We start from the raw sequence: 23,871 nt of genomic DNA on the forward strand, positions 1-23,871 counted from the left end.
TTGATTTCCTAAGTTCGTTTGATACAATGGAGGTAAAATTTTCAAGCTTATTGGTCTTCTTGACAATGATTGACCTATCTTTTTCTACCACAATTCCGTCAAACCTTTGCACGACTTGGAATATAAGCCGCGTGTCGCCCCCTCAAACTCGCTAATTACTTCTTATTCAAGAGGACAAAATCGTAACCAGTCCCAGAAGAACAACGCTCACAACGCTCAATTTTGACTAGCAAAGCTTCTCCTTGACGCTCGCCTGAAGGCAAAAACATAATTTTTCCTGTGGCTCCAGAAGCTGAAAAATCAGTATTAGATAGTACCTTTTGCAAGCCTTCGCGGGTGTTATCTTGTTTCAAGCCAGTGATAATTACTTGCATTGCATCATAAGCTCCCGCTGTTCTCTGATTTACCCGTGCATTCCAAAGCCGAAAAGCATTTTCCGCAAATGGGTTATTTTTATTAGCATCACGATGCCAATACACAGGTACTACCATTCCTTCGACATCCTGGCCGTTTTGCAAAGTTGTTGCACTATACATAGTTTCGGAAGCAAACAGTGGTTTTCTGCCTTTAACCTCTTGTCCAACTTTAGTGGCAAAATATATATTTCTGGCTGAAGGTATTAGTAAAAAAGCACTGGCATTTTCTGTTTCTAGGGCTTTATCTACAAAAGCTTTATGGTCAAAATTTTTATCTGCCAAATTGCAAGGCGTACTAATAACTTTACTGCCATATTTTTCGATAGCTTGAGTGTACTGTCCTACAAGTGCCTGATTAGACGAGGAAGTTGAGTTATTTCTTGAGGTACGAGAATCGCCACAAACAGCAATATTTCTTGCTTGTCGAGCAATGTAGCGAGCATGAGTATCTACTAAGTTATCATATAGCGGATTTATATGAAACAAGTAGTTATTTTTGGGAGGACTCCACTGATTTTTTACTGAATTTTGCTCTATATTTTCTGGATTTTCTGTTTGACTTGGGCGTTCGACGGGGAAGACTAACACCAACCCTTTTTCGTTATAAATTGTGGTATCACGTCTCACACCTACTGCGGCTACAAGGCTCTTGTCTCCAACTAATTCACTATCTAGTTTTGCAAAATCTTCTCGATTGTCAACACTTGCAATCACAATTTGCAATTTCTTACCATTAATTCCGCCTTGATTATTAACTTCATTTTGAGCTTGAGCTACGCCACGCAAAAGTTCTTCTGCTAAATTCTGATCGAAGTTAACTGGTGCGATGACAGCAACTTTTAGGCTTTCTGAATTATCTCGCGCAATCTTGGCATTATTTAAATAAATTAAAGTTTCTGGATCATTGGGATTGTTTTTTAGAGATGCGGTAAATTTTTCCACAGCAGTGGTGAAATCTTTTTCACCAAAAGCTTTAACTCCATCTCTTTTTTCCGGGTATGTTTGTACTTTTACTAAAATCCTCGTACCCAAATTTATTAGTGAAGGTTTATTTGGTAATAAAGTTGAAGGTGACTCTGAGTTTGGTGGTGGTATGATAGTAGAAGAAAGTTTGCTAATTAACCATAAAATAACTGCTACCATTACTCCAGCCAGACCCAGAGAAATAAGCAGTTTCAGGTTTTCTTTTTTACTTGTCATAAATAATTACCTAAATTATACAAACTTTATCAAAAATCAAGAGATAGTTGAAAATTGAACAAGACTAAAAATATTTAGAAATAAGTTTGTTGATTATTTCCCACATCCCCACAATAATAACTGTCAAAAAACCTACAAGAATCACTAGTAAGACTACAAGCAGCAGTCCATTTATACCAGATTTGAGAAGATTTTGAGTTAGCAAATTTTTGAAACTCAAGACAACAAGTAAATTTGCTATAATGGCGATAATAATTAAATAAGTTTTTTCCACAAGGGAACGAGATTGAATCAATACTAACCCTGCTAAAATTAGCAACCACAATCCTGAGCTAATCCAAGTAGTTCCGAGAAAACTGATTAGGGCGATCGCTAAGAAGGAACTACCAGTTCCAGCAACTATTGCTCCCGACAATAATTGAGTATTTGAAAAGAATGATAGATATCCAGTTGCTTTCTGTTGAACTTGTGGTTGTGTTTCTAACAGGACAGAAGGCGAAATGACTGTAGGAGGTAATGTATTTCTTAAGCGTGGTAACTTATTCAAGTCTTGTAATACAGCTTGTGCAGACTGATAACGCTGTTCATGATTTTCTTGGATTAATTTATCAATAATTAACTCTAATTCATGACTTATGTGTTGCTTTAAATGCTGTCGCCAACTAGAAGTCCAACTATAGCCTTGTTTCATCCACAAACTCGAAGGAGCAATATTAGTTACCAGATGAAAGCAAGTTATTCCTAAGCTGTAGATATCACTGGACGGAAAGACTTTACCCAATTGCATTTGCTCAATAGGTGCATAACCCAATGAACCAATAATCGTCCCCAGTGCAGTGTTTGTAGTTTCCCTTTTTTGTTTTGACACCCCAAAATCAATTAGTACTAACTTCTGATCATTTTGACGACGAATAATATTTTCTGGCTTAATATCTCGGTGAATTATCTCTTGTTCATGTACCGCTATCAGCACAGATAATAAATCATGCAAAAAATCCCGAATCTTAACTTCATCAAAAACTCCTTGCTCTTTTAACTCCTGCAACAGATTTTGCCCTTGAATAAACTGCTGCACTAAATACAGATATTCACCTTCCTTAAAATACGCATATAAATTGGGAATTTGCACATGTTCCCCTAGTTCTTTGAGGCGTTTGGCCTCTCGCTCAAACAACTCAGTTGCTTTTTTATGTGCGTCAGTACCTTGAGAGCCATAAAATTGACTTAAAACCAACTGCTTAACAACACATTGTTCATTGAGTTTGTCTATATCTTCTGCGACATATGTGCGTGCGAACCCCCCTCTGCCTAACTGTGCGATAATCCGGTAACGATTTCTGAGCAGGGGTATCAACTTTGTTCCGCAACTGAGACAGAAATTTGTCCCGTCAGGATTTTGGGGATTCTCACAATTAGGGTTTAGGCAGCAGATCATAATAATTATTTTATCGCTGTCATTTATTAATTTTTAAAATATACCTTAAATTCAGTAGAAACTTTGTACTGCAACGTTTCTACATGGACAACAAACAAAGGTGCGTAGGCGTAGCCCGTCGTAGACATCGCATCTTCATCAACTGAGACAGACACAACCACCTGCTCAAACAACAAAGAAATAGCCTGTAATCGATCGCAAGATTGATAGTCTACTGTTAACAATAGCCTTATAAACAACTACTCGTTGCTGGTAACAGAAGCTTTTTTTCATGCCATGAAGGCGGCAATTACCGCACACTCGTGATTGTAGTCTTGATAAAACTCTCCGCAATTGTGACGATTACGCTAGAATTGTTAAAGGTTCTTTACAGAATTTGCTGATCGCCCCCAATTCTGTTAGAAAAGCCTAGCATTCAAATGTAAATCTAAAAACTCCCTCTAAAGTTCACCAAAAGCTCCTATGACGCTCCCAATTCGCAACGTCGCTATTATCGCCCACGTTGACCACGGCAAAACCACCCTGGTTGATGCACTCCTCAAACAATCCGGCATTTTCCGCGAAGGCGAAGACGTTCCGGATTGCGTCATGGACTCTAACGCCCTCGAACGTGAGCGGGGAATTACAATTCTCTCCAAAAATACAGCAGTTCGCTACAAAGAAACATTAATCAATATTGTTGATACACCAGGACACGCCGACTTCGGTGGCGAAGTTGAACGCGTACTCGGCATGGTTGACGGATGTCTTCTAATTGTCGATGCCAATGAAGGCCCCATGCCCCAAACCCGCTTTGTCCTGAAAAAAGCCTTAGAAAAAGGCTTACGCCCCATCGTTGTCATCAACAAAATCGACCGTGCCAAAGCCGATCCCCACGTTGCTGTTGATAAAGTATTGGATCTGTTCTTGGAATTAGGCGCAGATGAAGACCAGTGTGATTTTACCTATCTGTTTGCCTCCGGTATGGGAGGTTATGCCAAAGAAAGCATGGAAGCAGAATCGGTAGATATGCAACCACTGTTTAATGCGATTCTGCAACACGTTCCACCACCAGTGGGCGACATCAACAAGCCGCTGCAATTGCAAGTCACAACCCTAGATTATTCTGAATACCTGGGACGGATTGTCATTGGCAGAATTCACAACGGCACTATCCGTGCTGGACAGCAAGCGGCTTTGATAACAGAAAATGGCACAATTGTCAAGTCAAAAATCAGTAAATTGATGGGCTTTGAAGGATTGAAGCGGGTGGAAATGGAAGAAGCCACCGCTGGTTATATTGTTGCTGTGGCTGGTTTCGCTGATGCTTACATTGGGGAAACAATTACAGACCCCAATGAACCCCAAGCTTTACCACTAATTAAAGTGGATGAACCAACCTTGCAAATGACCTTCTGGGTGAATGATTCACCTTTTGCAGGTCAAGAAGGCAAGTTAGTGACATCAAGACAAGTGCGCGATCGCCTTTTCCGCGAACTTGAAACCAACGTGGCTTTGCGGGTTGAAGAAACCGATTCTCCCGATAAATTCCTGGTTTCTGGTCGTGGCGAATTGCACTTGGGTATCTTAATTGAAACCATGCGCCGCGAAGGCTTCGAGTTTCAGGTATCTCAGCCACAGGTAATTTACCGCGAAGTCAACGGCCAACCTTGCGAACCTTTTGAACTTTTGGTGTTAGACGTACCTACTGATGCGGTGGGTAGCTGTATCGAACGCCTGGGACAACGCAAAGGCGAAATGCAAGATATGCAACCGGGTAGTGGCGATCGTACCCAGTTAGAGTTTGTCATTCCCGCCCGTGGTTTGATTGGCTTCCGGGGTGAATTCATGCGGATGACTCGTGGTGAAGGCATCATGAACCACAGCTTCCTAGACTACCGTCAACTCAGTGGCGACATTGAAGCCCGTAACAAAGGCGTTTTAATCTCCTTTGAAGAAGGCGTTTCTACCTTCTACGCCATGAAGAACGCCGAAGATAGAGGAGCATTCTTTATCACTCCCGGCACTAAAGTTTACAGAGGCATGATTGTCGGCGAACACAATCGTCCCCAAGACTTGGAACTGAATGTTTGTAAAACCAAGCAGTTAACCAATCACCGTGCTGCTGGTGGCGATGAATTAGTGCAACTGCAAGCACCGATAGACATGAGCTTAGAGCGTGCTTTGGAATACATTGGCCCAGATGAATTGGTGGAAGTTACACCTAAATCGATTCGTCTGCGGAAGATGTCGAAGAAGTTAGCGAAACGGTAAGTAAAGCAATAACTTAATTAATTTAGAAAGCCCACATCAGTGGGCTTTTTATTTTGTTATTTAAATGCATCAGATGCGTGACGCAGCAACCTGAGTCTATTAAATTTTTATATATTACGTAATGACATGTTTCATAAACTACTGTTATAACTGAGTAAGCTACGCAAGTAGCACAATTGTATTATCAAGTTTTACCTCATGCATCTTAAGACAGTATTCATCCGCTTCTATAAATCCTTCAATGACGACTTCCTGAGAAAGCATAATAACAGAGTGAAGCCTAAACCTTGGGAACTGATAGGCACTGCTTTCTACCCATATATTGAAGTTCCCATCGAATCCAAAATTACAACAATTGTTGGTGCAAATGAATCTGGAAAGTCTCACTTGCTAACCGCTATTGAAAAGGCTATGTCTGGTAAAGATATTGAGCGGAGTGATTTCTGCCGTTATTCTCCTTTTTTCACTGTTAAACAGAATGAATTAAAATACCCTGACTTTGGTTCCGAATGGTCTAGTCTTTCTAAACTTGAAGATGCAAGTATAAGAAAAATCATAGAAATTCCTGAGAGCGTTATTTTTGATCGATTTTTAATATTTCGTAATAATGTTAATAATTTAACTATCTATTTACCTGAAAAAGGAGATTACAGACCATATAGAATTGGACAAAAACAAGCCATTGAGTTAGAAAAATTACTCCCTAGAGCATTTAGAATCGAGTCTAGTGTTGCGCTTCCGTCAAGTGTTCCCATTAAAAAATTAGTTCAGTTGGGTCAAGAAAACTATTCGGGTGGTAGAAAATTTGAACTTCTGGATCGAGAACAAAGAAGCAAAATAGTAGATGCACTTGATGTTTTTAGTGATAATCCAGAATTGATTACTAAAGTTCGCGTTCTTTGGGGTGAAAAGAGGGAAGAAATTGATCGTGAAGCAGTTGAGACAATAAAATCGATTGTTTTAGCACTTGATGAAGTGAGTTTTAGTAATAAAGAGAAGGAAAAAAGAGAAAAAGAATTCAATTTAGCTTACAAATTAATCTGTAAAATTGCCAAGGTTGATATCAAGGCTTTACTTGATTTGGCTAAGGCGATTAAAGATGGAATGCAAGGTTATGCAAATGGAATCATTGAGGATATAAATCGCCAATTAGCGATTAATTTAAATTTTCCTACCTATTGGGTTCAGGATCGCAACTTCTGTTTAAAAGTTATGGCAAGAGACTATGACTTAGTTTTTACCATAACTGATAGAACAGGAACTGAATATTCATTTAATGAAAGGAGCCAAGGATTACGATACTTTCTTAGCTACTACATTGAGTATCGATCTCACGAACCTTATCCAAATCAAACTGAGATATTGTTGATGGATGAGCCAGATGCTTACTTATCTAGTCAAGCTCAACAAGACTTACTTAAAGTATTTGACTTGTTTGCAAGTCCCGAACCAAGCTCACATTTAACTCATCCAGTTCAGGTAGTCTATGTAACTCACTCTCCTTTTTTAATTGATAAGAATCATTCTGAGCGCATTCGAGTCTTGCAGAAAGGAAATGAGGATGAAGGAACACGCGTAGTCAAAGATTTTGCCCAAAACCGTTATGAACCTCTAAGGTCTTCTATTGGCCCTCATATCGGTGAAACGGTTTTCATTGGAAATTGTAATTTAATGGTTGAAGGTATTGGTGATCAAATTCTTATTGCAGGAGCCGCAACATATCTTCGAGCCAATGGTGTATCTAGTTTAGAAACTTTAGATTTAAACCAAATCACGATTGTTGATTCAGGGGGAGCCACACAAATTTCTTACATGGTGTATCTAGCCTGTGGAAGGCATGTAGAGCAAATTGCAGTTATTGTTCTATTGGACAGTGATCAGAGTGGTAATGATGCTAAGAAGCAATTATTAGGTAAAGGCGGTCAACATAGAAGACCTTTACTTAAAGAAAAATTTATTCTTCAACTTGCTGATCTTAAAGAAGAGTTCTGCTTACTAACTGACAATATAACAGCAAAGATTGAAATTGAAGATATTATTTCTTTGCCAATTTGTATCCAAGCAACAAAGCTTTATTTGCAAGAGTTCCTTCAAGTAGATGAAACGGAGCTTTTATTCCTGACTGAAGACTTAATATCAGGCAAAATTGCTGGTCAAACTATTCTTGATGCTATAGAAGAAACTTTAAAAGACTTTCCTGAAAAAGACTTAAAAATTAGTAAGGCTGGTTTTGCTCGAAATATTATTCGAGTAGTAAATGAGTGGTCACGGAAACGAGATTCACTGGATGAACGTGAACTCGACGCACTTAAGAATTTTGAGCATAACTTCAAAATTTTGTTTAAGAAGTTGAACGTTATGCAGCGCAGTGCCCAGCAGAGGTTAACAGATGAAAGGCTGTCACAAAAAATAGAACGTTTAAAGAAGAACTTTATTGCACTTCATCCTATCTCTGCCAGACGTGAGCATGGTGTTATTTTGCTTGATGAGATTGAGGGAATATTAGAAAGCAATATAGAGAATGAGGCAATTAAGGAAATTGAAGCAATTAAGAATGCAATCCAAAATTTGCGTCGTGATTACAAGCTTGATATTGACATGAGTAAAACAATTCATGATTATACTGGGTTTCAGGTGGGCTTAGAAAGAATTAAGTATGCAGGGCTTTTAGCTAGTCAAGAAGAAACTCCCGATGAGGCTCAAGCAGAAAATTCAGCTATTTCTGAAGAAGTTCTTGAAGAGGTACAAACAGATAAGCTGATTGTGGATGGGGAAGCAAAATTGATTAATGAGCAAGTACCTACCGTCTCTAAGGTAGAAACTGCTGAAGTTTCTGGTAATTCTGCAAGTTCCAGCAAAAGAAGGAAGTCCAACCCCCGCTAGTAATATGGTGAAAATCCTGTAAAATCAAGATATGAAATTCGAGTGGGATCAGCAAAAGAATCAAGCAAATATTGCAAAGCACGGACTTGATTTTGCAGACACGCCCCGAGTGTTCAATCTACCACTCCGTATTTCTCTAGATGAACGTCAAGACTATGGCAAAGAGTATGTCACAATTCAGGCAGGGATTGGTAGAGGTGAACGCGATGCCCCCATTACTTGACCGAACTACCGACCAACGTATTGTCCATTATGGGACGTGGGAACAGTTCAAGTTCATCCAAAAAGGTTTTGACGGTTCTCCTGGTGTGCGGCTGTTTTACTATGACGATACAATTGAGATTCTCATGCCAGGACGTGAACATGAAATTTTTGCCAGTATCATCGGTTATTTAGTAACAACCTTTCTCGTTGAAAAAGGCATTTTCTTTCAGCCAACCCGATCAATGACTCAGGAAAAAGAAGGAGTTGTCTCGGTTCAAGCGGACGAGTCCTACTGCATTGGCAGCGCTAAACCGATTCCAGATTTGTCCATCGAAGTCGTTTTTACCAGTGGTGGTATCAGCAAGTTAGAGCGCTATAAAGCTCTGGGAGTACCGGAAGTGTGGTTTTGGGAAGATGGGCAGTTAACGCTCTATCATCTGCATGACGGCAGCTATGAACGTGTCGATCGCAGTCAACTACCCGGACTCAATGACCTTGATTTGGATTTACTCAGACGCTACATTTTGATAGCTGAGACTGATGCTGGAGAAGCTATTAGAGCATTTCGTCGAGAGATTTAACGCTGCTTTAATTTCACAAAAATTCAGATAAGACTGATATTTTTAAGATAAATAATTGTCATCCAATAATTGTGCAAGAGTGTAAGGACATTTTTCTGCAAAAATCGTTAAATCGGTTTTAACTTGGACAAAATCAACCGCACTTTGATAAATATTCTCTAAATCATCCTGTAATTTATTCATTAAATTAGTGGTTAGATGATTATTTAAGTCATATCTAAAAGTTTTTATTTCTCCAAGCCAATGACGATAGTTTCTTTCATATTCTACCTGCCAGTATTGGAGTAATAATATATGAATAATAATTTGCCTTAAAAGACTTTTTGCTTTAGCTAAATCTCTTTTCCCCAAACTGATTAATTCCTCAATTAAGTTTTCTAAATCAAGTTGGTTAAATTGTTTTTGTTTTAATAATTCAATAGTTTGTTCTAGCCATAAATTTTCATCGGTTTCATAGAGTTTTTTTAAATTGGTAGTAATTGTCATATTTTTACCTTCTACCTAACATTCCATAAATTAATCATATACATTTATCCTGCTTCTTAGAAACTTATAGATGAAAGCAGACAAGAGTACTTACTTGAGAAACTTGCCCGTAGGCGTAGCCCGTCATAGACATCACCAAACCATTCACTAAACCTCTAGAAGACTGTGAATTTCGGGTGGTGTTGGGTTAAAAAAGAAACTATGAAAATCATCAAACCCATCACCAACTTTTTAGAAACCCGCGCCAGTGCCCCTGCATACGGCGGTTGGGTGCTAGCGGCAACGGCTATTTGTTTTTTTGGCGCAGGTATCAATACGATGGCTGGTTGGCTGTACGCCATTAGCGGCATCAGTTTTGCCCTTTTGGGTGTAGCAGCCATCTTACCAGCGCGATCGCTCACAAATCTATCCATCACCCGCCGCCCCATTCAACCTGTATCAGCAGGCGATGAACTGAGGGTGGAATTAGAAATCTGCAATCAGACACAGCAGCCTGTAGGTTTGCTGCAAGTAGAGGATATACTGCCTTTCGTCTTAGGCAAACCAGTACAAAAGGCGATCGAGACAATTCCTAGCCAAGGTAGTTACCGCTGGGTATACTACCACCCTACCCAACGCCGGGGCGTCTATCGCTGGCACACAGTCGAACTCGGTTCTGGTGCGCCTTTGGGGTTATTTTGGTGTCGTCGTCAGCGTGATTGTGCTGCCACAGCGATCGTCTATCCTACAGTATTACCCTTGGCTACCTGCCCCCTAGTGGATGAAATGGGGCAAGAAGAAAGCAAAAGAAGCGATTCCCGTGGTAAACCCTTGCAGACAGCGACAACGGGACTAGTGCGATCGCTACGTCCCTACCGCGTTGGAGATCCCACCCGTCTGATTCACTGGCGAACTAGCGCCCGTTACGGAGAACTACGAGTGCGGGAGTTAGAAGTGGTGACTGGGGGACAAGAGATAGTTATTGCCCTTGACAGCGCTAGTAATTGGCAAGAAGAAGACTTTGAACAAGCAGTAATTGCCGCAGCATCATTGTATTTTTATGCACAAAAACAGCAATTACAGGTGCAACTGTGGACAGCAGCCACAGGTTTAATGAAAGGAGAGCGCTTTGTTTTAGAAACCCTAGCAGCAACCGCTACCTTAGAAGATGCCAGCACAGTAGTTCCCAAAAGTCATCCCTTGATTTGGCTAACTCAAAACTCCCTGAGTCTTTCTACTCTGCCTCAAGGTAGTCGCTGGGTTTTGTGGCAGAATATTACCTCGCCACCAGAACAACAGGTAATCAATTGGGAGCATCCTGGTATAGTATTGCAAAGCGATCGCCCACTACAACCTCAACTGCAAAAAACAATAGGGCATGGGGCATAAGAGGTAAGGGGGCAGAGGAGCGGAGGGGCAAAGGGGAAAGATTGCAGCAACTTCTCCTCCACCCCCCTGTTCCCTCACTCCCCCCAAGTTAAATTTCTGTGATTTCCTAGATTGTCTCTGATCCCAGCACACCCGACATATAAGCCTTTGCTCAAAGGTAAAACAATATGAGCAACTAAGGTTGGGGAAATACACCCAGTAATCCCCTAGTGCGACTGAGGTACAATGCAAAGAAATATTTAAATTATGAGTGCCCGATCCACATGATCACATCAGAAGTTAACACAAAATCCAGCGATAAAAGCCTAGAGGCAATGCGGCATTTTTCTGAACAATACGCCAAGCGTACTGGAACCTACTTCTGTTCTGAACCTTCAGTTACCGCGGTGGTGATTGAAGGACTAGCCAAACATAAAGACGATCTAGGTGCGCCTTTATGTCCCTGTCGCCACTACGAAGATAAAGAAGCTGAGGTTCACGCCACATATTGGAACTGTCCCTGTGTACCAATGAGAGAACGCAAAGAGTGTCACTGCATGTTGTTCCTTACCCCTGACAACGAGTTTGCTGGAGACAAACAAGAAATTTCTCTTGAAACAATTAAAGAAGTGCGAGACAGCATGGGATGAGCGAAACCATGCCGCAAGAGTTTTGGCAAGGCATAGAACAATTCAATTCTGGTGAGTTTTACGCCTGCCATGACACTTTAGAGGCTCTATGGATTGAAGCCAGCGAACCAGAAAAAACCTTTTATCAAGGCATTCTGCAAATTGCTGTAGCACTTTATCATCTGGAAAATCGTAACTGGCGAGGTGCGGTAATTCTGCTGGGAGAAGGCAGCAATCGCCTGCGGCGTTACCCATCTAGTTACGGCGGTATTGATGTAGATGAGCTATTGAGTCAAAGCGTAGCATTGTTGAAGACATTGCAACAAATAGGAGCAGAAAAAATTAGCGCTGGCAATCTGGGTGAAAATGAAGCCCTATCTTTACCTAGAATTGTGCTAGTTAGCGATTAGTAAAATTTAAGCAAGTGAAGGGAGACAAGGAAGATAGCAATACTACTCGATTAAGAATATTTGTAGTATCACTTCTAAGATACAAGGTTGGGTTTACTGTGTGAAAACCCAATAACATAGCAATTAGGACTTACGCACTGTACAAAAGAATCATCTTGTGAATCAACATAAATACGTAGTTTCAGGTTTTTACTAATCATTTTTTGATGGTAAATAGACCTGCGCTGTAGGGGCACAGCATTGTTGTGCCCCTACGACAGATGTGGTTTTTCAAATGAATCATAGTTTGTCTTTCCTGTCAATGCGTAAGTCCTAGCAATTTACAGTTACATAAGGTAAAGCAATTTGTGGAGTAGTGCAGCTGTGCTACTCCACCTTGTACCTCACGAGAACGATAAATGCCATAACAAGGTTTTTCATCTGGGACTAATAAATTTAACGCTAACAAATGCCTACCCAAAATCAACGGCATCCCGCAATGATAGCAAGGTATTTCCGTTATATAACTAGAAGTGACAGACTCATCTGAACTAGAGTTTTGAGGATTATTACAAGTTGGAATATCTGCGTTTGTGATTATGGCAACTTATAACGATTCTTGCTCAGATAAAAAACATGACCATGCGATCGCTTATTCTCCATCGTCATCTACATCTAGCTTAACCCACGTGTACGCGTAGCCCAACCCAGGTATTGAATATAAAAAATAACATGTATTTTTTATCACTTTTATTTAAAGTATTTGCCTAGTATTTCCTGGGGCAATATAAAGATTACATAAAGCTCAGTATTTGTGTATACATTTATCGGCAGATAATGTGAAGAGTGTGCAAAGATGCGTATTTAAGTCATAGACATCTAAGTACAATATTAAATGTGTAGTTATTTTGAGAGACTAAAATGCTATCTATTTTCAAGCTAAACACCAACAAAGAATAGCCCAGGGGGAGAGCAGAAAAATCTGTTTGGCCATCAATAATCAACTGTTGACCATTTTTAAGCTAGTAGAACTTAGGCGCTGGCAAAAAAACTAAATATGAGAGACGATTTATAAAGTAAAGCTTAAATTGTAGGGTGCGTTAAAGCAGCGCGTAACGCACCTGTAAATATGCTGCGTTACGGCTAAATTAGACTTTTTCAAACGGTCAAATTCGTACTTAATATTTACTTTATAAATAGGCTCTGAAGGGTGTATTTTAAGCATTCAATTGAAGATTTTTTAATCATCTTTTTTCAGTGATTTCTACCCAACAAAGATAATTAAAAAAACTTAAAATGAGTGATTTTTTTGAATACACATTTTCATGAATTTGTACATTGCTTAAGATTCACTGAGTTTGAATCGGATCGCTATAGAAACTCAGAACTGAAGTGACTCAAAAAATCGATTGAGGTAGGTAAAAGTTATGGCAGATATCATTGGAACCAAGGGCAACGATACCTTATTAGGCGAGAGCAGCCCCTTGACTGGTGGAGGCGGCAACGATTTGTACTACATCATCGACAACGGTACTTATACCATCACCGATTTTGGTGGCGTAGGTAAAGGTGTAAATCCCTCAGCAGAAGTCATTGCCGAAGTGGACACCCTAAGTTTTTCGGGCTATGAATTGACTGCCCGTAATCTGCTGCTCACCCAGAATGGCAACAATCTGGAAATCACCTTTGAAGGTGTCGGTAATACCAAAGTCATTCTCCAAAATTTCACATTAGAAAACCTGGATAATCTGCCAGCAACTTCTTCACGACCAGCTATTGGCAATATCCTGTTTGATGGACAAACCAGCATTACCGACAGTTTTGATGTGTTTGATGCTAACTCCACCCAAACTACCCTGTTCAACAAAAACACCGTTACCTTCCTCAATGACCTCGACAACAACATTAAGGGTTTTGACAACTCCAATGATGTCATCAATGGTCAGGGGGGTGATGACATCATCGACGGCAAGAGTGGTAATGACATACTCAGGGGTGGTGCGGGAAATGATACTCTCACCGACGGTACAGGCAATGATACCCTTGACGGTGGTACTGGTGACGATCGCTTGAATGCTAGCAGTTCAACAGGGGATAACCTGCTGCTTGGGGGTGATGGCAATGATTCTCTTGACATTTCTGGCCGCTACTACAAGGACCGCTACTCCGACCCCGACGACTACTCCGACTCTCGCTCCTTGGGGAATAACACCCTCAACGGAGGCGCTGGTGATGATACCTTGAATGCTAGCGGTTCAAAAGGCGATAACCTGCTGGTTGGGGGCGATGGCAATGATGATCTCAATCTTTCTGGCTTCCAGACTAACAGCACCATCGGCTCCTCCGACTCTCGCTCAGAGGGCAATAACACCCTCAACGGAGGCGCTGGTGATGATACCTTGAGTGCTAGCGGTTCAACAGGCGATAACCTGCTTTCTGGGGACGATGGCAATGATTATCTCGACATCTCTGGCAACGCAAGTGTGACTTTTGGCTACGGCTCCAACTCTGTTTCTTTGGGGAATAACACCCTCAACGGAGGCGCTGGTAACGATACCTTGAGTGCTAGCGGTTCAACAGGCAATAACCTGCTTTCTGGGGGTGATGGCAATGATTATCTCGACATCTCTGGCAGCTACGAGGAGTCCTTCTACGGTACCGAGGACTCTAACTCAGAGGGCAATAACACCCTCAACGGAGGCGCTGGTGACGATAGCTTGAGTGCTAGCGGTTCAACAGGCAATAACCTGCTTTCTGGGGGCGATGGCAATGATTCTCTTGACATCTCTGGCTACGGTAGATTTTATCCTGGCTACTCCTTTGACTCTCGCTCCTTCGGAAATAACACCCTCAACGGAGGTGCAGGTAGCGATACCTTGAGTGCTAGCGGTTCAACAGGCGATAACCTGCTTAATGGGGGCGATGGCAATGATTATCTTGACATCTCTGGCTACGCTAACTTCTATGCTGATGATGATTATCTTGACTCTCGCTCCTTGGGGAATAACACCCTCAACGGAGGTGCTGGTAACGATCGCTTGAATGCTAGCGGTTCAACAGGCGATAACCTGCTTTCTGGAGGTGCTGGCAATGATACTCTCTCGGCAGATGGCGCATCAGGCAATAACACTCTTTATGGTGGCAGTGGCAATGATATCCTCACAGGGGGTTTGGGTAATGACACCCTCTATGGAAATAATGGTACTGATACCTTTGCTTTCAATAGTTACAATGAAGGTGTTGACACTATTTCTGACTTCAACCCCACTGGTGACTTGATTCAGGTATCCGCTGCTGGTTTTGGTGGCGGGCTATCAACACCTTCACTTTTAGCTAGTCAGTTCACAATTGGAACATCTGCAACCACAAGCACTCAACGATTTATTTACAACTCCACCACAGGTGCGTTGTTTTTTGACCAAGATGGCAGTGCAAGTGCATTTACTCAGGTCAAATTTGCTTCATTTACTACTGGATTGTCACTAACCGAAAACAATTTTGTGGTTGTTTAATCGTACATTAGCCCTCCATCACTAGACGTTACAGTCAAATAGAAATCTTCAGAATGGGAGGTGCTATTTTAAGCACCTCTCATTCCATTCATCCAGGACTGATACAATTTCACAAAAATCTTGATACATATAGCGGTTCCTATTCAGATGGGGTACAACATGATATCGCGAGGTGTAGGGGCACGGCACTGCCCAGGGGTGTCAACTTAACGTGAAACCCTTGTCAAGACGTGATATTGAGTTCATTTACTTACCGTTACTCACCGCGTTACCCCACCCTAACCCTCCCCTTGTAAAGGGGAGGGAACTGAATTTCTTTTTCCCCCCCTTTATAAGGGGGGATTAAGGGGGGTAAAAGGTACGTGGGACAAGCGTTTAAGCTTAAGTTGACACCTGTAGGGGCACGGCACTGCCCCTACAGGTGTACCTTATTAGGTCAGGAAACGCTATATAAATTTTCCGTAGGTTAGCACAGCGGTGCCACTCTACCAAGGTGTTTGTATCAACCTTTTTCTTGATTCTCAGGTAGCTTGGGAATGTAGAGTTCAGTTTGTCCAAAATGTCTTTAACCGAAGAAATTCTTTCCCAACTACCAGGTGATGTTTTAGCAGGGTTGCGTCAAAGCGATCGCATCTTAACATCACTGAGAGAAAACAATGCACCTATACCAACATTAGTTACAGAAAGTCAGCAGCCTTTGGGTGTTGCAGACTGGGATGTGCTTATCTGCGGTGGCACCTTGGGCATTTTAATTGGTTCGGCTTTAGCTGTGAAGGGGTTGCGAGTGGCGTTGATGGAACGGGGAATTCTCCGGGGCAGGGAACAAGAGTGGAATATTTCTCGTAAAGAGTTAGATGTGTTTGTCCAATTGAACTTATTGAGTCAGGAAGAATTAGAAACTGCGATCGCCACTCAATATAACCCAGCACGAGTCGGCTTTGATGGTGGTACAGAAGTTTGGGTAGAGGATGTTTTGAATATCGGTGTAGATCCTGTATATTTACTGGCTACATTAAAAACGCGATTTCTCCGTGATGGTGGAAAGTTGTTAGAAAACACACCTTTTAGTGAAGCAGTAGTGCATCCAGATGGGGTGATGGTAAATAACCAATTCAAAACTAGGTTGTTAATCGACGCAATGGGACATTTTTCTCCCATCACGCAACAAGCACGTCAAGGAAAAAAACCAGATGCACTTTGCTTAGTGGTAGGAACTTGCGCCCAAGGTTTTCCGGAAAATAACTCAGGCGATTTGTTGTTATCATTTACATCTTTGCAGAACCAATGTCAGTACTTCTGGGAAGCCTTCCCAGCTAGAGACGGTAGAACCACTTACTTGTTCACTTACATGGATGCACATCCCCAACGCTTAAGTTTGACAGCTTTCTTTGAGGAATATCTGCGTCTTTTACCACAATATCAAGGTGTGGAATTGAGTCAGCTGAAATTTCAACGGGCGTTGTTTGGCTTCTTTCCTAGCTATCGCCAAAGTCCGCTGAAAACTCCTTGGAATCGCATTCTACCAGTGGGAGATAGCAGCGGTAGTCAATCTCCCTTGAGTTTTGGTGGTTTTGGTGCGATGGTGCGTCACCTGAAGCGTTTAACTTATGGCATTGACGAAGCGCTGCAAACTGAACAATTATCTGCAAAAGCGCTGTCACTGCTGCAACCGTATCAGCCAAGTTTGACTGTTACTTGGTTATTTCAAAAAGCGATGAGTGTTGGTGTAAATCAGAAAATTCCCCCAGATCAAATTAACCAACTACTTTCAGCAGTATTTGAAGAAATGCAACAGTTAGGTACACCAGTGCTAAAACCATTTTTGCAAGATATAGTACAATTTTGGGCGCTGACGCAAACACTCTTAAAAACCAATTTCTCTCATCCAAAATTAGTGATCAAAATAATTCCGCAACTAGGCTTGGTAAGTTTGTTAGATTGGATGGTGCATTACAGTAATTTAGGTGTTTATACTGCCTTGTTTTCCTTAAGTCCAATGTTAGAAACATGGATGAAGAATCAATCAAGCGAACAACAATATTATTGGCATCGTTTGATTGATGCTTGGAAGTACGGCTCTGGTGGTGACTACTCAGATGAAACTTAGATAATATACGTGTGAGGGTAATATGATTGAACGGAAATCTTTAGGAATCAAATACTTTGCAGTACTGATTGGTTTCCTGCGCGATCGCCAAGGATTTTTAGAGGAAGTTCGTCAAGGTACAAGATTACCAAATAAAATCATTTCTCTACTAGTTTGTAGTTCCTTATTCCTCGCAATTTATGGCGGAATCATTGGTGCATACCATAGCTGGATGCAAGCTTTGTCTTCCGCCATTAAACTCCCAGCCCTTTATTTAATCACACTGCTGATTTGTATCCCGACGTTGTATTTTGCTAACGTCATTTTTGGTTCAAAGCGAACTTTTGCACAGCATTTAGCATTAGTATTAACTGCGGTTTCAGTGACTAGTGTACTTTTATTTAGCTTTGCACCAATTACCCTATTTTTCTTAATTACCACCAATAATTACCAATTTTTAATTCTCTTAAATGTCTTTATTTTTGGACTGACTGGATTTATTGGTATTTCGTCGTTATATCAAGCCACAAGTTTAGTTTTAGAACAAGATAACGAAGGTAGCAAGACACGCCAAAAGATTTTACAATTTTGGCTATTTCTTTACGCCTTCGTAGGCAGTCAGTTAGGATGGACTCTCAGACCATTTTTTGGCACACCTGGTTCTGCCTTTGAACTCTTCCGTGAAAGAGAAGGTAATTTTTATCTGAGCGTCATAAAATCTATTAGCTATCTCTTGGGAATTCGTTAGTAGGTAATAATTCAGAATTCAGAATGGGCTACGCCCTGCTGCGGTAACAGAATTCAGAATAGTGTAAATATCAGGATAATCTTTGATGTATCCATATATAAAATTACACTATATCATTGAGAAATTCTGTTGTGTAACTTTTTGATTACGTGATTAGTAACTATACCAAATATCAACCCAAAAAGCATTATGTTGGAAAAACAATCTCGCGGCGTTAAACAATTTAGTGTTTTGGTGAATTTACTACGCGATCGCCAGAGCTTTTTAGAAGAAATTCGTCTGGGAATAAGATTAGAAAATAAAATCAGTTCTTTGTTTGTATCTAGCTCCATTTGCTTTGCTATCTATGGAGCAATTATCGGTGCATCCCACGGTTGGGCACAAGCATTATCCAGTGCTATCAAACTCCCCGCATTTTATTTATTAACACTGATAATTTGTTTTCCAACTTTGTTCTTTTTTAATGTTTTGTTTGGTTCTCGGAGTAGTATTCAACAGCATTTTGTTGTCTTGCTCACATCTGTGTCAGTGATTAGTGTCCTTTTATTCAGCTTCGCACCAGTTACACTATTTTTTCTGATCACCACCCCAGATTCTTATCAATTTTTCAAACTGTTGAATGTATTAATATTTGGAATCACAGGCATCTTTGGCGTTAAATTTCTTTATGAAGGAATACAATTACTTTCTCAACAAGATGAAGTAGGCAAAACAACCCGCACCACTATTTTAAGATTTTGGTTATTGCTTTATGCCTTTGTTGGTATGCAATTAGGATGGTTTTTCAGACCGTTTTTTGGTGCCCCTGATTCTAAATTTGAGTTATTTCGAGCCGTGAAAGGGAACTTTTATCTTGATCTAGTAGCCGCGATTTCGGAAATTTTAGGCTTCCGTTAACTTCACACCAGGATTTGTGGTAGAAAGCTTAACAACCAGCAATTGAACATTTGTTCTTTTTATGACTTGGCAAATTGGCAACTATTACAAATATAACTGTGTTATTTTCAATACTATACAAGGTGTATTTGCACTTTCAAGCTATTTAGACGGGTTGCAACCCGTCTTTATTTATCACTAATACCAATTTGAAAAAAGAATGGGACAAATACATTGGGTACGGTAGCACAGCTGTGCTACCCTACAGATGATCTATGTGTTGCAAAGATTGTTTGAATTGGTATAAAGTTGAAGACAGGGAGAGGTTAGTTGAATTCACGTTAAATCAAATATGATTGCTATATTATTTGACTGTTGTAGTGGCATCTATGCCATCGGTTTTCAGCTGACCATCTTCCATATAAATGATGCGATCGGCAATATCAAGGATGCGGTTGTCATGGGTAACAAGCAAAATCGTACAGCCTTGTTCTTTGGCTAGCTTCTGCATTATTTCGACGACATCACGCCCAGATTTTTTGTCGAGTGCAGCAGTGGGTTCATCTGCTAAAACAATCTTAGGATGGCTGACTAAAGCACGAGCGATCGCCACACGTTGTTTTTGCCCTCCAGATAGTTTCTCTGGATAGTAATCTACCCGCTCTCCTAAACCGACAGTTTCCAAAATGGCGATCGCTTTAGCATCGATATCCTGATTCAGAAAATCGTCATGCAATTCCAGAGACATTCGTACATTTTCTTTAGCTGTCAAAAAAGTCATCAAATTATGCGCCTGGAAAATATAACCAATGTGGCGGCGAAGCTTCGTTAAGTGCTGCTTTTTGGCGTCGCGGATTTCCTCTCCTAAGATTTTGAGACTACCATCTTGGGCAGAACGCAATCCACCCATGAGCGTCAATAGAGTGGTTTTTCCCGATCCTGAGGGGCCAGTCATAATCACGATTTCCCCAGCGTTAATGTCCAAATTAATATCAAATAACACTTGTTTGCGAAGGGCACCTTCACCAAAATAATGGTTGAGGTTACTCACAGAAATCACGGGTTCTGAAGCAGAAAATATCGAATTGGAAGTTAGTGGTAAAGATTTTTGCAACATAGGATTTGATGGGGAGTGGGGAGTGGGGAATGGGGAGTTGGGAATGGGGAATGGGGAGTCGGGAATGGGGAATGGGGAGTGCGGAAAAACTATCTCCCTCATCTCCCTCATCTCCCCCCACTCCCTACTCCCCCCTAAAACTAAAACACATCAGCAGGATCAGCAGATCGTAGCTTTCGCATAGCGATCGCCCCAGAGAAAGTACACATGATTGCAGTCAAAATCCAGACGGTGATCGCTCGTTCGAGCTTCATAAAAATAGGTAGCATCGTCGCAGTGTAGGCAAGTTGATACAACCCAAAAGAAAGGATTAATCCGGGGATGAAACCCAAGACGGCTAAAAACAATGCTTCTTGAAATAAAACTCCCAAAAGATAGCCGTCGGTGTATCCCATTGCTTTGAGTGTGGCGTATTCTGGCAGATGGTCAGAAACATCTGAGTAAAGGATTTGGTAGACAATAACAATACCAACAATGAATCCGACTCCTGTACCTAAACCGAAAATGAAACCAATGGCAGTACCGGCTTCCCAGTATTTTCTTTCGATTTGGGCAAACTCTTCTGGAGTCAGGACTTTGACATCTTTGGGTAGCCCTGCGGCAAGTTGCGATTGCACTTTTTGGGCATCAGCACCCTGTTTAAGAGTGATTAATCCAACTGTGATGCGATCGGGTTTACTATCTGGGAATATTTGCCCAAAGGTGGAGTCACTGGTAATGACATTACCATCGGCAGCAAAGGAGGCACCATCAGTAAACAAGCCTTTAACGGAGACAAATTTATCATTCAGTTCTGTCTGAAAGCTACCTGTTTGATTAAAAATATCGGCAACTTTTCCGTATTCCGGACGCCCCGCTTGGTCGAACAGAACTTGATAGAGCTGTTTGAGGTGGTGCTGATTTTGTTTGATTTCGGCAGATTTGAATACGGATTGTGTGGGATCGATACCCCAAACTAAAATAGTGCGATCGAGACGTGTTTCCAGATTTCGCCACTGGGCGCTGCCGATGTAGACAGAATTCACTGACTGAACACCGTCATAACCCAATGCTTGGTACAATCGCTCTCTGGAAAAATTTTTCACTGAGAACAGAGTTTGAAATTGGGGATTAATCAAAACTAAATCTGCCTGTAAATTCCGATGGGGTTTGATGGCTGCATCAAAAAGCGCACTTTCAAATCCCAACTGAATAAACATCAGTAAATCAGCAAAAGTAATACCGGCGACTGCAACAGCCAGACGGGTTTTTTCTTTCATTAACTGCCGCCATGCTAGGGGCGTTTTACGAAACCTTTTGGAAAACATATTGAAAAAATTTTAATAAGCCACTATGTCATCTTGCTGTTCAATCTGGCGCTGTCGCATTAACAGAAATAAGGGAAGACCTAAGGAAACACCAACTAAAAGATTACAAGCAATATAAACCCAGAGATTTTGCATTTTCAGGCGTGTACCTTCCGTAAATACAAATGTCCAAAATACTAGGGATGAAACAATAAGATCCATGCCAAAAAATCCGGAAATTTTGTTAGCAAAGAGTTGTTCAAAAAACAGCTTTATATCAAGACCATGCTCTAAGACAAATGGAACAAATTGGGAGTAAGGTAGAACGAAACCAAGGATACAAAGCAGAAGGTATATAACTTTCAGCATGATTTAATTCACCCGATAAGAGATACTGAAATAAACCAGATGGCGAACAACAACTCTATATTTCAATTGCTGTCTGTACCTGTAAGTTGGTGAAACCTGCAACTCGCTTGCTGTCTTCAGGATTGAGGCGAATTTTCACTTCAATAACTCGGCGATCAAGGTTTTCACCAGGCTGGTTGCTAAAAACGTTTTGTCTAATGACTTGGCGGCCAATTTGGGTAACGGTTCCTCGTACTTCTGTGACAAATGCCTGACTGGTAATCACTGCCTGTTGTCCTAGTTTCACTTTAGCGATGTCAGTTTGATAAACTTCTGCGACTGCCATCATTTGGTCGTTTGACGCTAACTCTGCAATGCCAGAATCACTAATTTTTTCTCCAACTCGCGTATGAATTTTGATAATCTGTCCTGCCATCGGTGCTTTGATATAAGCTCCCGCTAACTCGGTTTCGGCATGTTTGAGTGTGGCGATCGCATTTTCAACTTCTGTCTTGGCAGCAGCGATATCTACAGGTCGGACTTCTGCAATACTGGTGAGTGTGGCTTTGGCTTCGCTGACTTGTTTGTTACCGGTGGCGTTGGTGCGGGCGAGTGCTGCTTTGGCTTCGGCGAGTTGCTTGCTAGCGGTGGTGTTAATTCGGTTGAGTACTGCTTTGGCTTCGTCTAGTTGCTGTTTGGCAGTTTCTACAGTCAAGCCTTTAGTGTCATACAAAGAATTAGAAACTGCTCCTTGGGAAAATAGCTGCTGATAGCGTTGATATTCAGCTTCGGCATTTTTCAGTTCTGCCTCTAGTTTCTTAATGGTTGCTTCTTGGGCGATTTTGTCGCCTTCCCACTGTGCTTCTATCCGGGCGATCGCTTCCTGTTGTGCTGTTATATCTCCTGCGGACTGGGCTTCTAGGCGTTCAACGCTTGCCTGTTGGGCTTTGATTTCTCCTGCTTTGGCTCCAGCTTCCACTTGAGCAAGTTTAGCTTGGGCGACTTTGACTTGTTTTTGCGCTTGGAGTACAGCTGTTTGCAAGCGATCGCGGGCATCTAAAATTGCTACCACTTGTCCGGCTTTGGTGCGATCGCCTTCTTTGACTAAAATTTGGGCAACGCGATCGCCATCCAATGCCAAAGGCGCAAACAAACTAATTACCTCTGCTTCCGGTTCTAGTCGTCCTAACGCAGTCACTTTTTGACTGTCGGGTGTAGTTTCTACTGGCTGGGATGACGCAGTTTGATTAACCTGTCCAAACTGAGAAATTCCATAAAAAACAATTCCACCTGTAATCGCAGTAGCCGCAATTACTAATGCAATTAATCCTTTATTGGTGGCTTTGGATGATACCTTTTCAACCATTTCTTTTGTTTTCATAAATTTTTGTATTTGTGTATTAACTAAGTAATTATTAATCACCGTTTTAGATAATTAATAATTTTAAATTTGGCTCAAATATGCCGTCAGCATTTTCCCTAACAACGCACATTGTTCAATAAAATCAATTGTTTCATCCCCCCATAACTTCTCCAAAATTAAACCATTGACAAAGCTCAATACAAAGGAAGCTAGCACTGGATCTTGAACACCTAAAAAATCATAAGCAGCCTGCTGATACTGCTTAGTAGTATGTTTAAAAACAATATTTTTTTGAATAATATTAAAATCTTGATTTTGACAAAAATCAATCCAAATATAAGTCCATTTAATAAAATAATCCTGATTTTTCACTAGATATCTTCCTAGTGCTTCCATTGCCTCTTGCAGCGTTTGCGCTCCTTCCAATTCAGCTAAAGCTGCACTTACATCTTGCTCACATATTTCTTGGGCTAGTTGCTCAAACAAACTTTGTTTGCTAGGGAAATAGTGGTACAACGTTCCCGTGGAAACCCCTAATCTTTCAGCAATTTGGCGCATAGTAATCGAACCATAACCTTTTTCGGCAAATAAATCAAAGCACTTTTCGAGCAATTCTTTACGATACTGCTCATGGTCAACGATTTTAGGCATGGCTCGGCTTATTTATATCGAACGGTCGTTATATTTTATAGCAACACATTAAGCACACTTG

The 23,871-nt window shown here is 41.1% G+C and carries 19 protein-coding genes and 1 pseudogene; 11 read left to right on the top strand and 9 right to left on the bottom strand.

The window, feature by feature from the left end:
* Window positions 1-155: 155 nt before the first annotated feature.
* The 3 genes from IQ276_RS32115 to IQ276_RS32125 all read right to left on the bottom strand — a co-directional run bounded on the left by IQ276_RS32115 (window position 156) and on the right by IQ276_RS32125 (window position 3,275).
* Entirely contained in the window at window positions 156-1,616 is a 1,461-nt protein-coding gene (locus IQ276_RS32115) for an ABC transporter substrate-binding protein (RefSeq protein WP_193914303.1), read from the bottom strand.
* Window positions 1,617-1,680: 64 nt separating this feature from the next.
* Window positions 1,681-3,051 carry a protein kinase domain-containing protein gene (locus IQ276_RS32120; protein ID WP_193914305.1) on the bottom strand — a complete coding sequence of 457 codons (1,371 nt, stop codon included), beginning with the start codon at window positions 3,049-3,051 and terminating at the stop codon, window positions 1,681-1,683.
* Between the two features lie 26 nt (window positions 3,052-3,077).
* Window positions 3,078-3,275, bottom strand: coding sequence for a hypothetical protein (locus IQ276_RS32125; RefSeq protein WP_193914307.1), 198 nt, complete (start codon window positions 3,273-3,275; stop codon window positions 3,078-3,080).
* A 238-nt stretch (window positions 3,276-3,513) separates the two neighbouring features.
* Here IQ276_RS32125 and typA point away from each other — a divergent pair, with 238 nt between their 5' ends.
* The 4 genes from typA (at window position 3,514) to IQ276_RS32145 (ending at window position 8,972) form a co-directional block, all read left to right on the top strand.
* Entirely contained in the window at window positions 3,514-5,304 is a 1,791-nt protein-coding gene (typA, locus tag IQ276_RS32130) for a translational GTPase TypA (RefSeq protein ID WP_193914309.1), read from the top strand.
* A gap of 273 nt (window positions 5,305-5,577) precedes the next feature.
* On the top strand, window positions 5,578-8,187 hold the full coding sequence (locus IQ276_RS32135) for an AAA family ATPase (RefSeq protein ID WP_235116152.1): 2,610 nt from the start codon (window positions 5,578-5,580) through the stop codon (window positions 8,185-8,187).
* Between the two features lie 31 nt (window positions 8,188-8,218).
* Window positions 8,219-8,410 carry a BrnT family toxin gene (locus tag IQ276_RS32140; RefSeq protein WP_193914314.1) on the top strand — a complete coding sequence of 64 codons (192 nt, stop codon included), beginning with the start codon at window positions 8,219-8,221 and terminating at the stop codon, window positions 8,408-8,410.
* Window positions 8,394-8,972 (top strand): Uma2 family endonuclease, encoded by a 579-nt coding sequence (locus tag IQ276_RS32145; protein ID WP_193914316.1) that lies wholly within the window; start codon window positions 8,394-8,396, stop codon window positions 8,970-8,972. The genes IQ276_RS32140 and IQ276_RS32145 overlap by 17 nt, the downstream gene beginning before the upstream one ends.
* Before the next feature lie 42 nt (window positions 8,973-9,014).
* Here IQ276_RS32145 and IQ276_RS32150 read toward each other — a convergent pair whose 3' ends face one another.
* The gene (locus tag IQ276_RS32150) at window positions 9,015-9,458 is read right to left on the bottom strand and encodes a DUF29 domain-containing protein (RefSeq protein ID WP_193914318.1); all 444 of its coding nucleotides are present in this window, start codon (window positions 9,456-9,458) and stop codon (window positions 9,015-9,017) included.
* Between the two features lie 201 nt (window positions 9,459-9,659).
* Here IQ276_RS32150 and IQ276_RS32155 point away from each other — a divergent pair, with 201 nt between their 5' ends.
* The 7 genes and pseudogenes from IQ276_RS32155 (at window position 9,660) to IQ276_RS32185 (ending at window position 19,066) form a co-directional block, all read left to right on the top strand.
* Window positions 9,660-10,826, top strand: a complete 1,167-nt coding sequence (locus IQ276_RS32155) for a DUF58 domain-containing protein (protein WP_235116153.1) — start codon at window positions 9,660-9,662, stop codon at window positions 10,824-10,826.
* Window positions 10,827-11,089: 263 nt separating this feature from the next.
* The gene (locus IQ276_RS32160; RefSeq protein ID WP_190883802.1) at window positions 11,090-11,455 is read left to right on the top strand and encodes a ferredoxin thioredoxin reductase catalytic beta subunit; all 366 of its coding nucleotides are present in this window, start codon (window positions 11,090-11,092) and stop codon (window positions 11,453-11,455) included.
* A complete protein-coding gene (locus IQ276_RS32165) occupies window positions 11,452-11,844 on the top strand; it encodes a DUF309 domain-containing protein (RefSeq protein ID WP_193925193.1) in 393 nt (130 codons plus the stop codon). Before IQ276_RS32160 ends, IQ276_RS32165 begins: the two co-directional genes overlap by 4 nt.
* 1,415 nt (window positions 11,845-13,259) lie before the next feature.
* A pseudogene (locus tag IQ276_RS32170) lies at window positions 13,260-15,335 on the top strand (beta strand repeat-containing protein); the annotation flags it as partial.
* Window positions 15,336-15,894: 559 nt separating this feature from the next.
* Window positions 15,895-17,442 carry an FAD-dependent monooxygenase family protein gene (locus IQ276_RS32175; RefSeq protein WP_193921184.1) on the top strand — a complete coding sequence of 516 codons (1,548 nt, stop codon included), beginning with the start codon at window positions 15,895-15,897 and terminating at the stop codon, window positions 17,440-17,442.
* Between the two features lie 22 nt (window positions 17,443-17,464).
* The gene (locus IQ276_RS32180; RefSeq protein ID WP_193921186.1) at window positions 17,465-18,169 is read left to right on the top strand and encodes an actin-binding WH2 domain-containing protein; all 705 of its coding nucleotides are present in this window, start codon (window positions 17,465-17,467) and stop codon (window positions 18,167-18,169) included.
* Between the two features lie 189 nt (window positions 18,170-18,358).
* Window positions 18,359-19,066, top strand: coding sequence for an actin-binding WH2 domain-containing protein (locus IQ276_RS32185; RefSeq protein WP_190884715.1), 708 nt, complete (start codon window positions 18,359-18,361; stop codon window positions 19,064-19,066).
* 343 nt (window positions 19,067-19,409) lie between these two features.
* Here IQ276_RS32185 and IQ276_RS32190 read toward each other — a convergent pair whose 3' ends face one another.
* From IQ276_RS32190 to IQ276_RS32210, 5 genes are all read right to left on the bottom strand, one after another.
* Window positions 19,410-20,162, bottom strand: a complete 753-nt coding sequence (locus IQ276_RS32190; RefSeq protein ID WP_235116155.1) for a DevA family ABC transporter ATP-binding protein — start codon at window positions 20,160-20,162, stop codon at window positions 19,410-19,412.
* A 140-nt stretch (window positions 20,163-20,302) separates the two neighbouring features.
* Entirely contained in the window at window positions 20,303-21,469 is a 1,167-nt protein-coding gene (gene devC, locus IQ276_RS32195; protein WP_235116156.1) for an ABC transporter permease DevC, read from the bottom strand.
* A 12-nt stretch (window positions 21,470-21,481) separates the two neighbouring features.
* On the bottom strand, window positions 21,482-21,817 hold the full coding sequence (locus IQ276_RS32200; RefSeq protein ID WP_193921577.1) for a DUF2834 domain-containing protein: 336 nt from the start codon (window positions 21,815-21,817) through the stop codon (window positions 21,482-21,484).
* Window positions 21,818-21,872: 55 nt separating this feature from the next.
* The gene (locus tag IQ276_RS32205) at window positions 21,873-23,177 is read right to left on the bottom strand and encodes an ABC exporter membrane fusion protein (protein WP_373690609.1); all 1,305 of its coding nucleotides are present in this window, start codon (window positions 23,175-23,177) and stop codon (window positions 21,873-21,875) included.
* Between the two features lie 63 nt (window positions 23,178-23,240).
* On the bottom strand, window positions 23,241-23,810 hold the full coding sequence (locus tag IQ276_RS32210) for a TetR/AcrR family transcriptional regulator (protein ID WP_193921576.1): 570 nt from the start codon (window positions 23,808-23,810) through the stop codon (window positions 23,241-23,243).
* Between the last annotated feature and the right edge of the window lie 61 nt (window positions 23,811-23,871).

Source organism: Desmonostoc muscorum LEGE 12446 (genome assembly GCF_015207005.2).
Lineage (GTDB): Bacteria > Cyanobacteriota > Cyanobacteriia > Cyanobacteriales > Nostocaceae > Nostoc > Nostoc muscorum.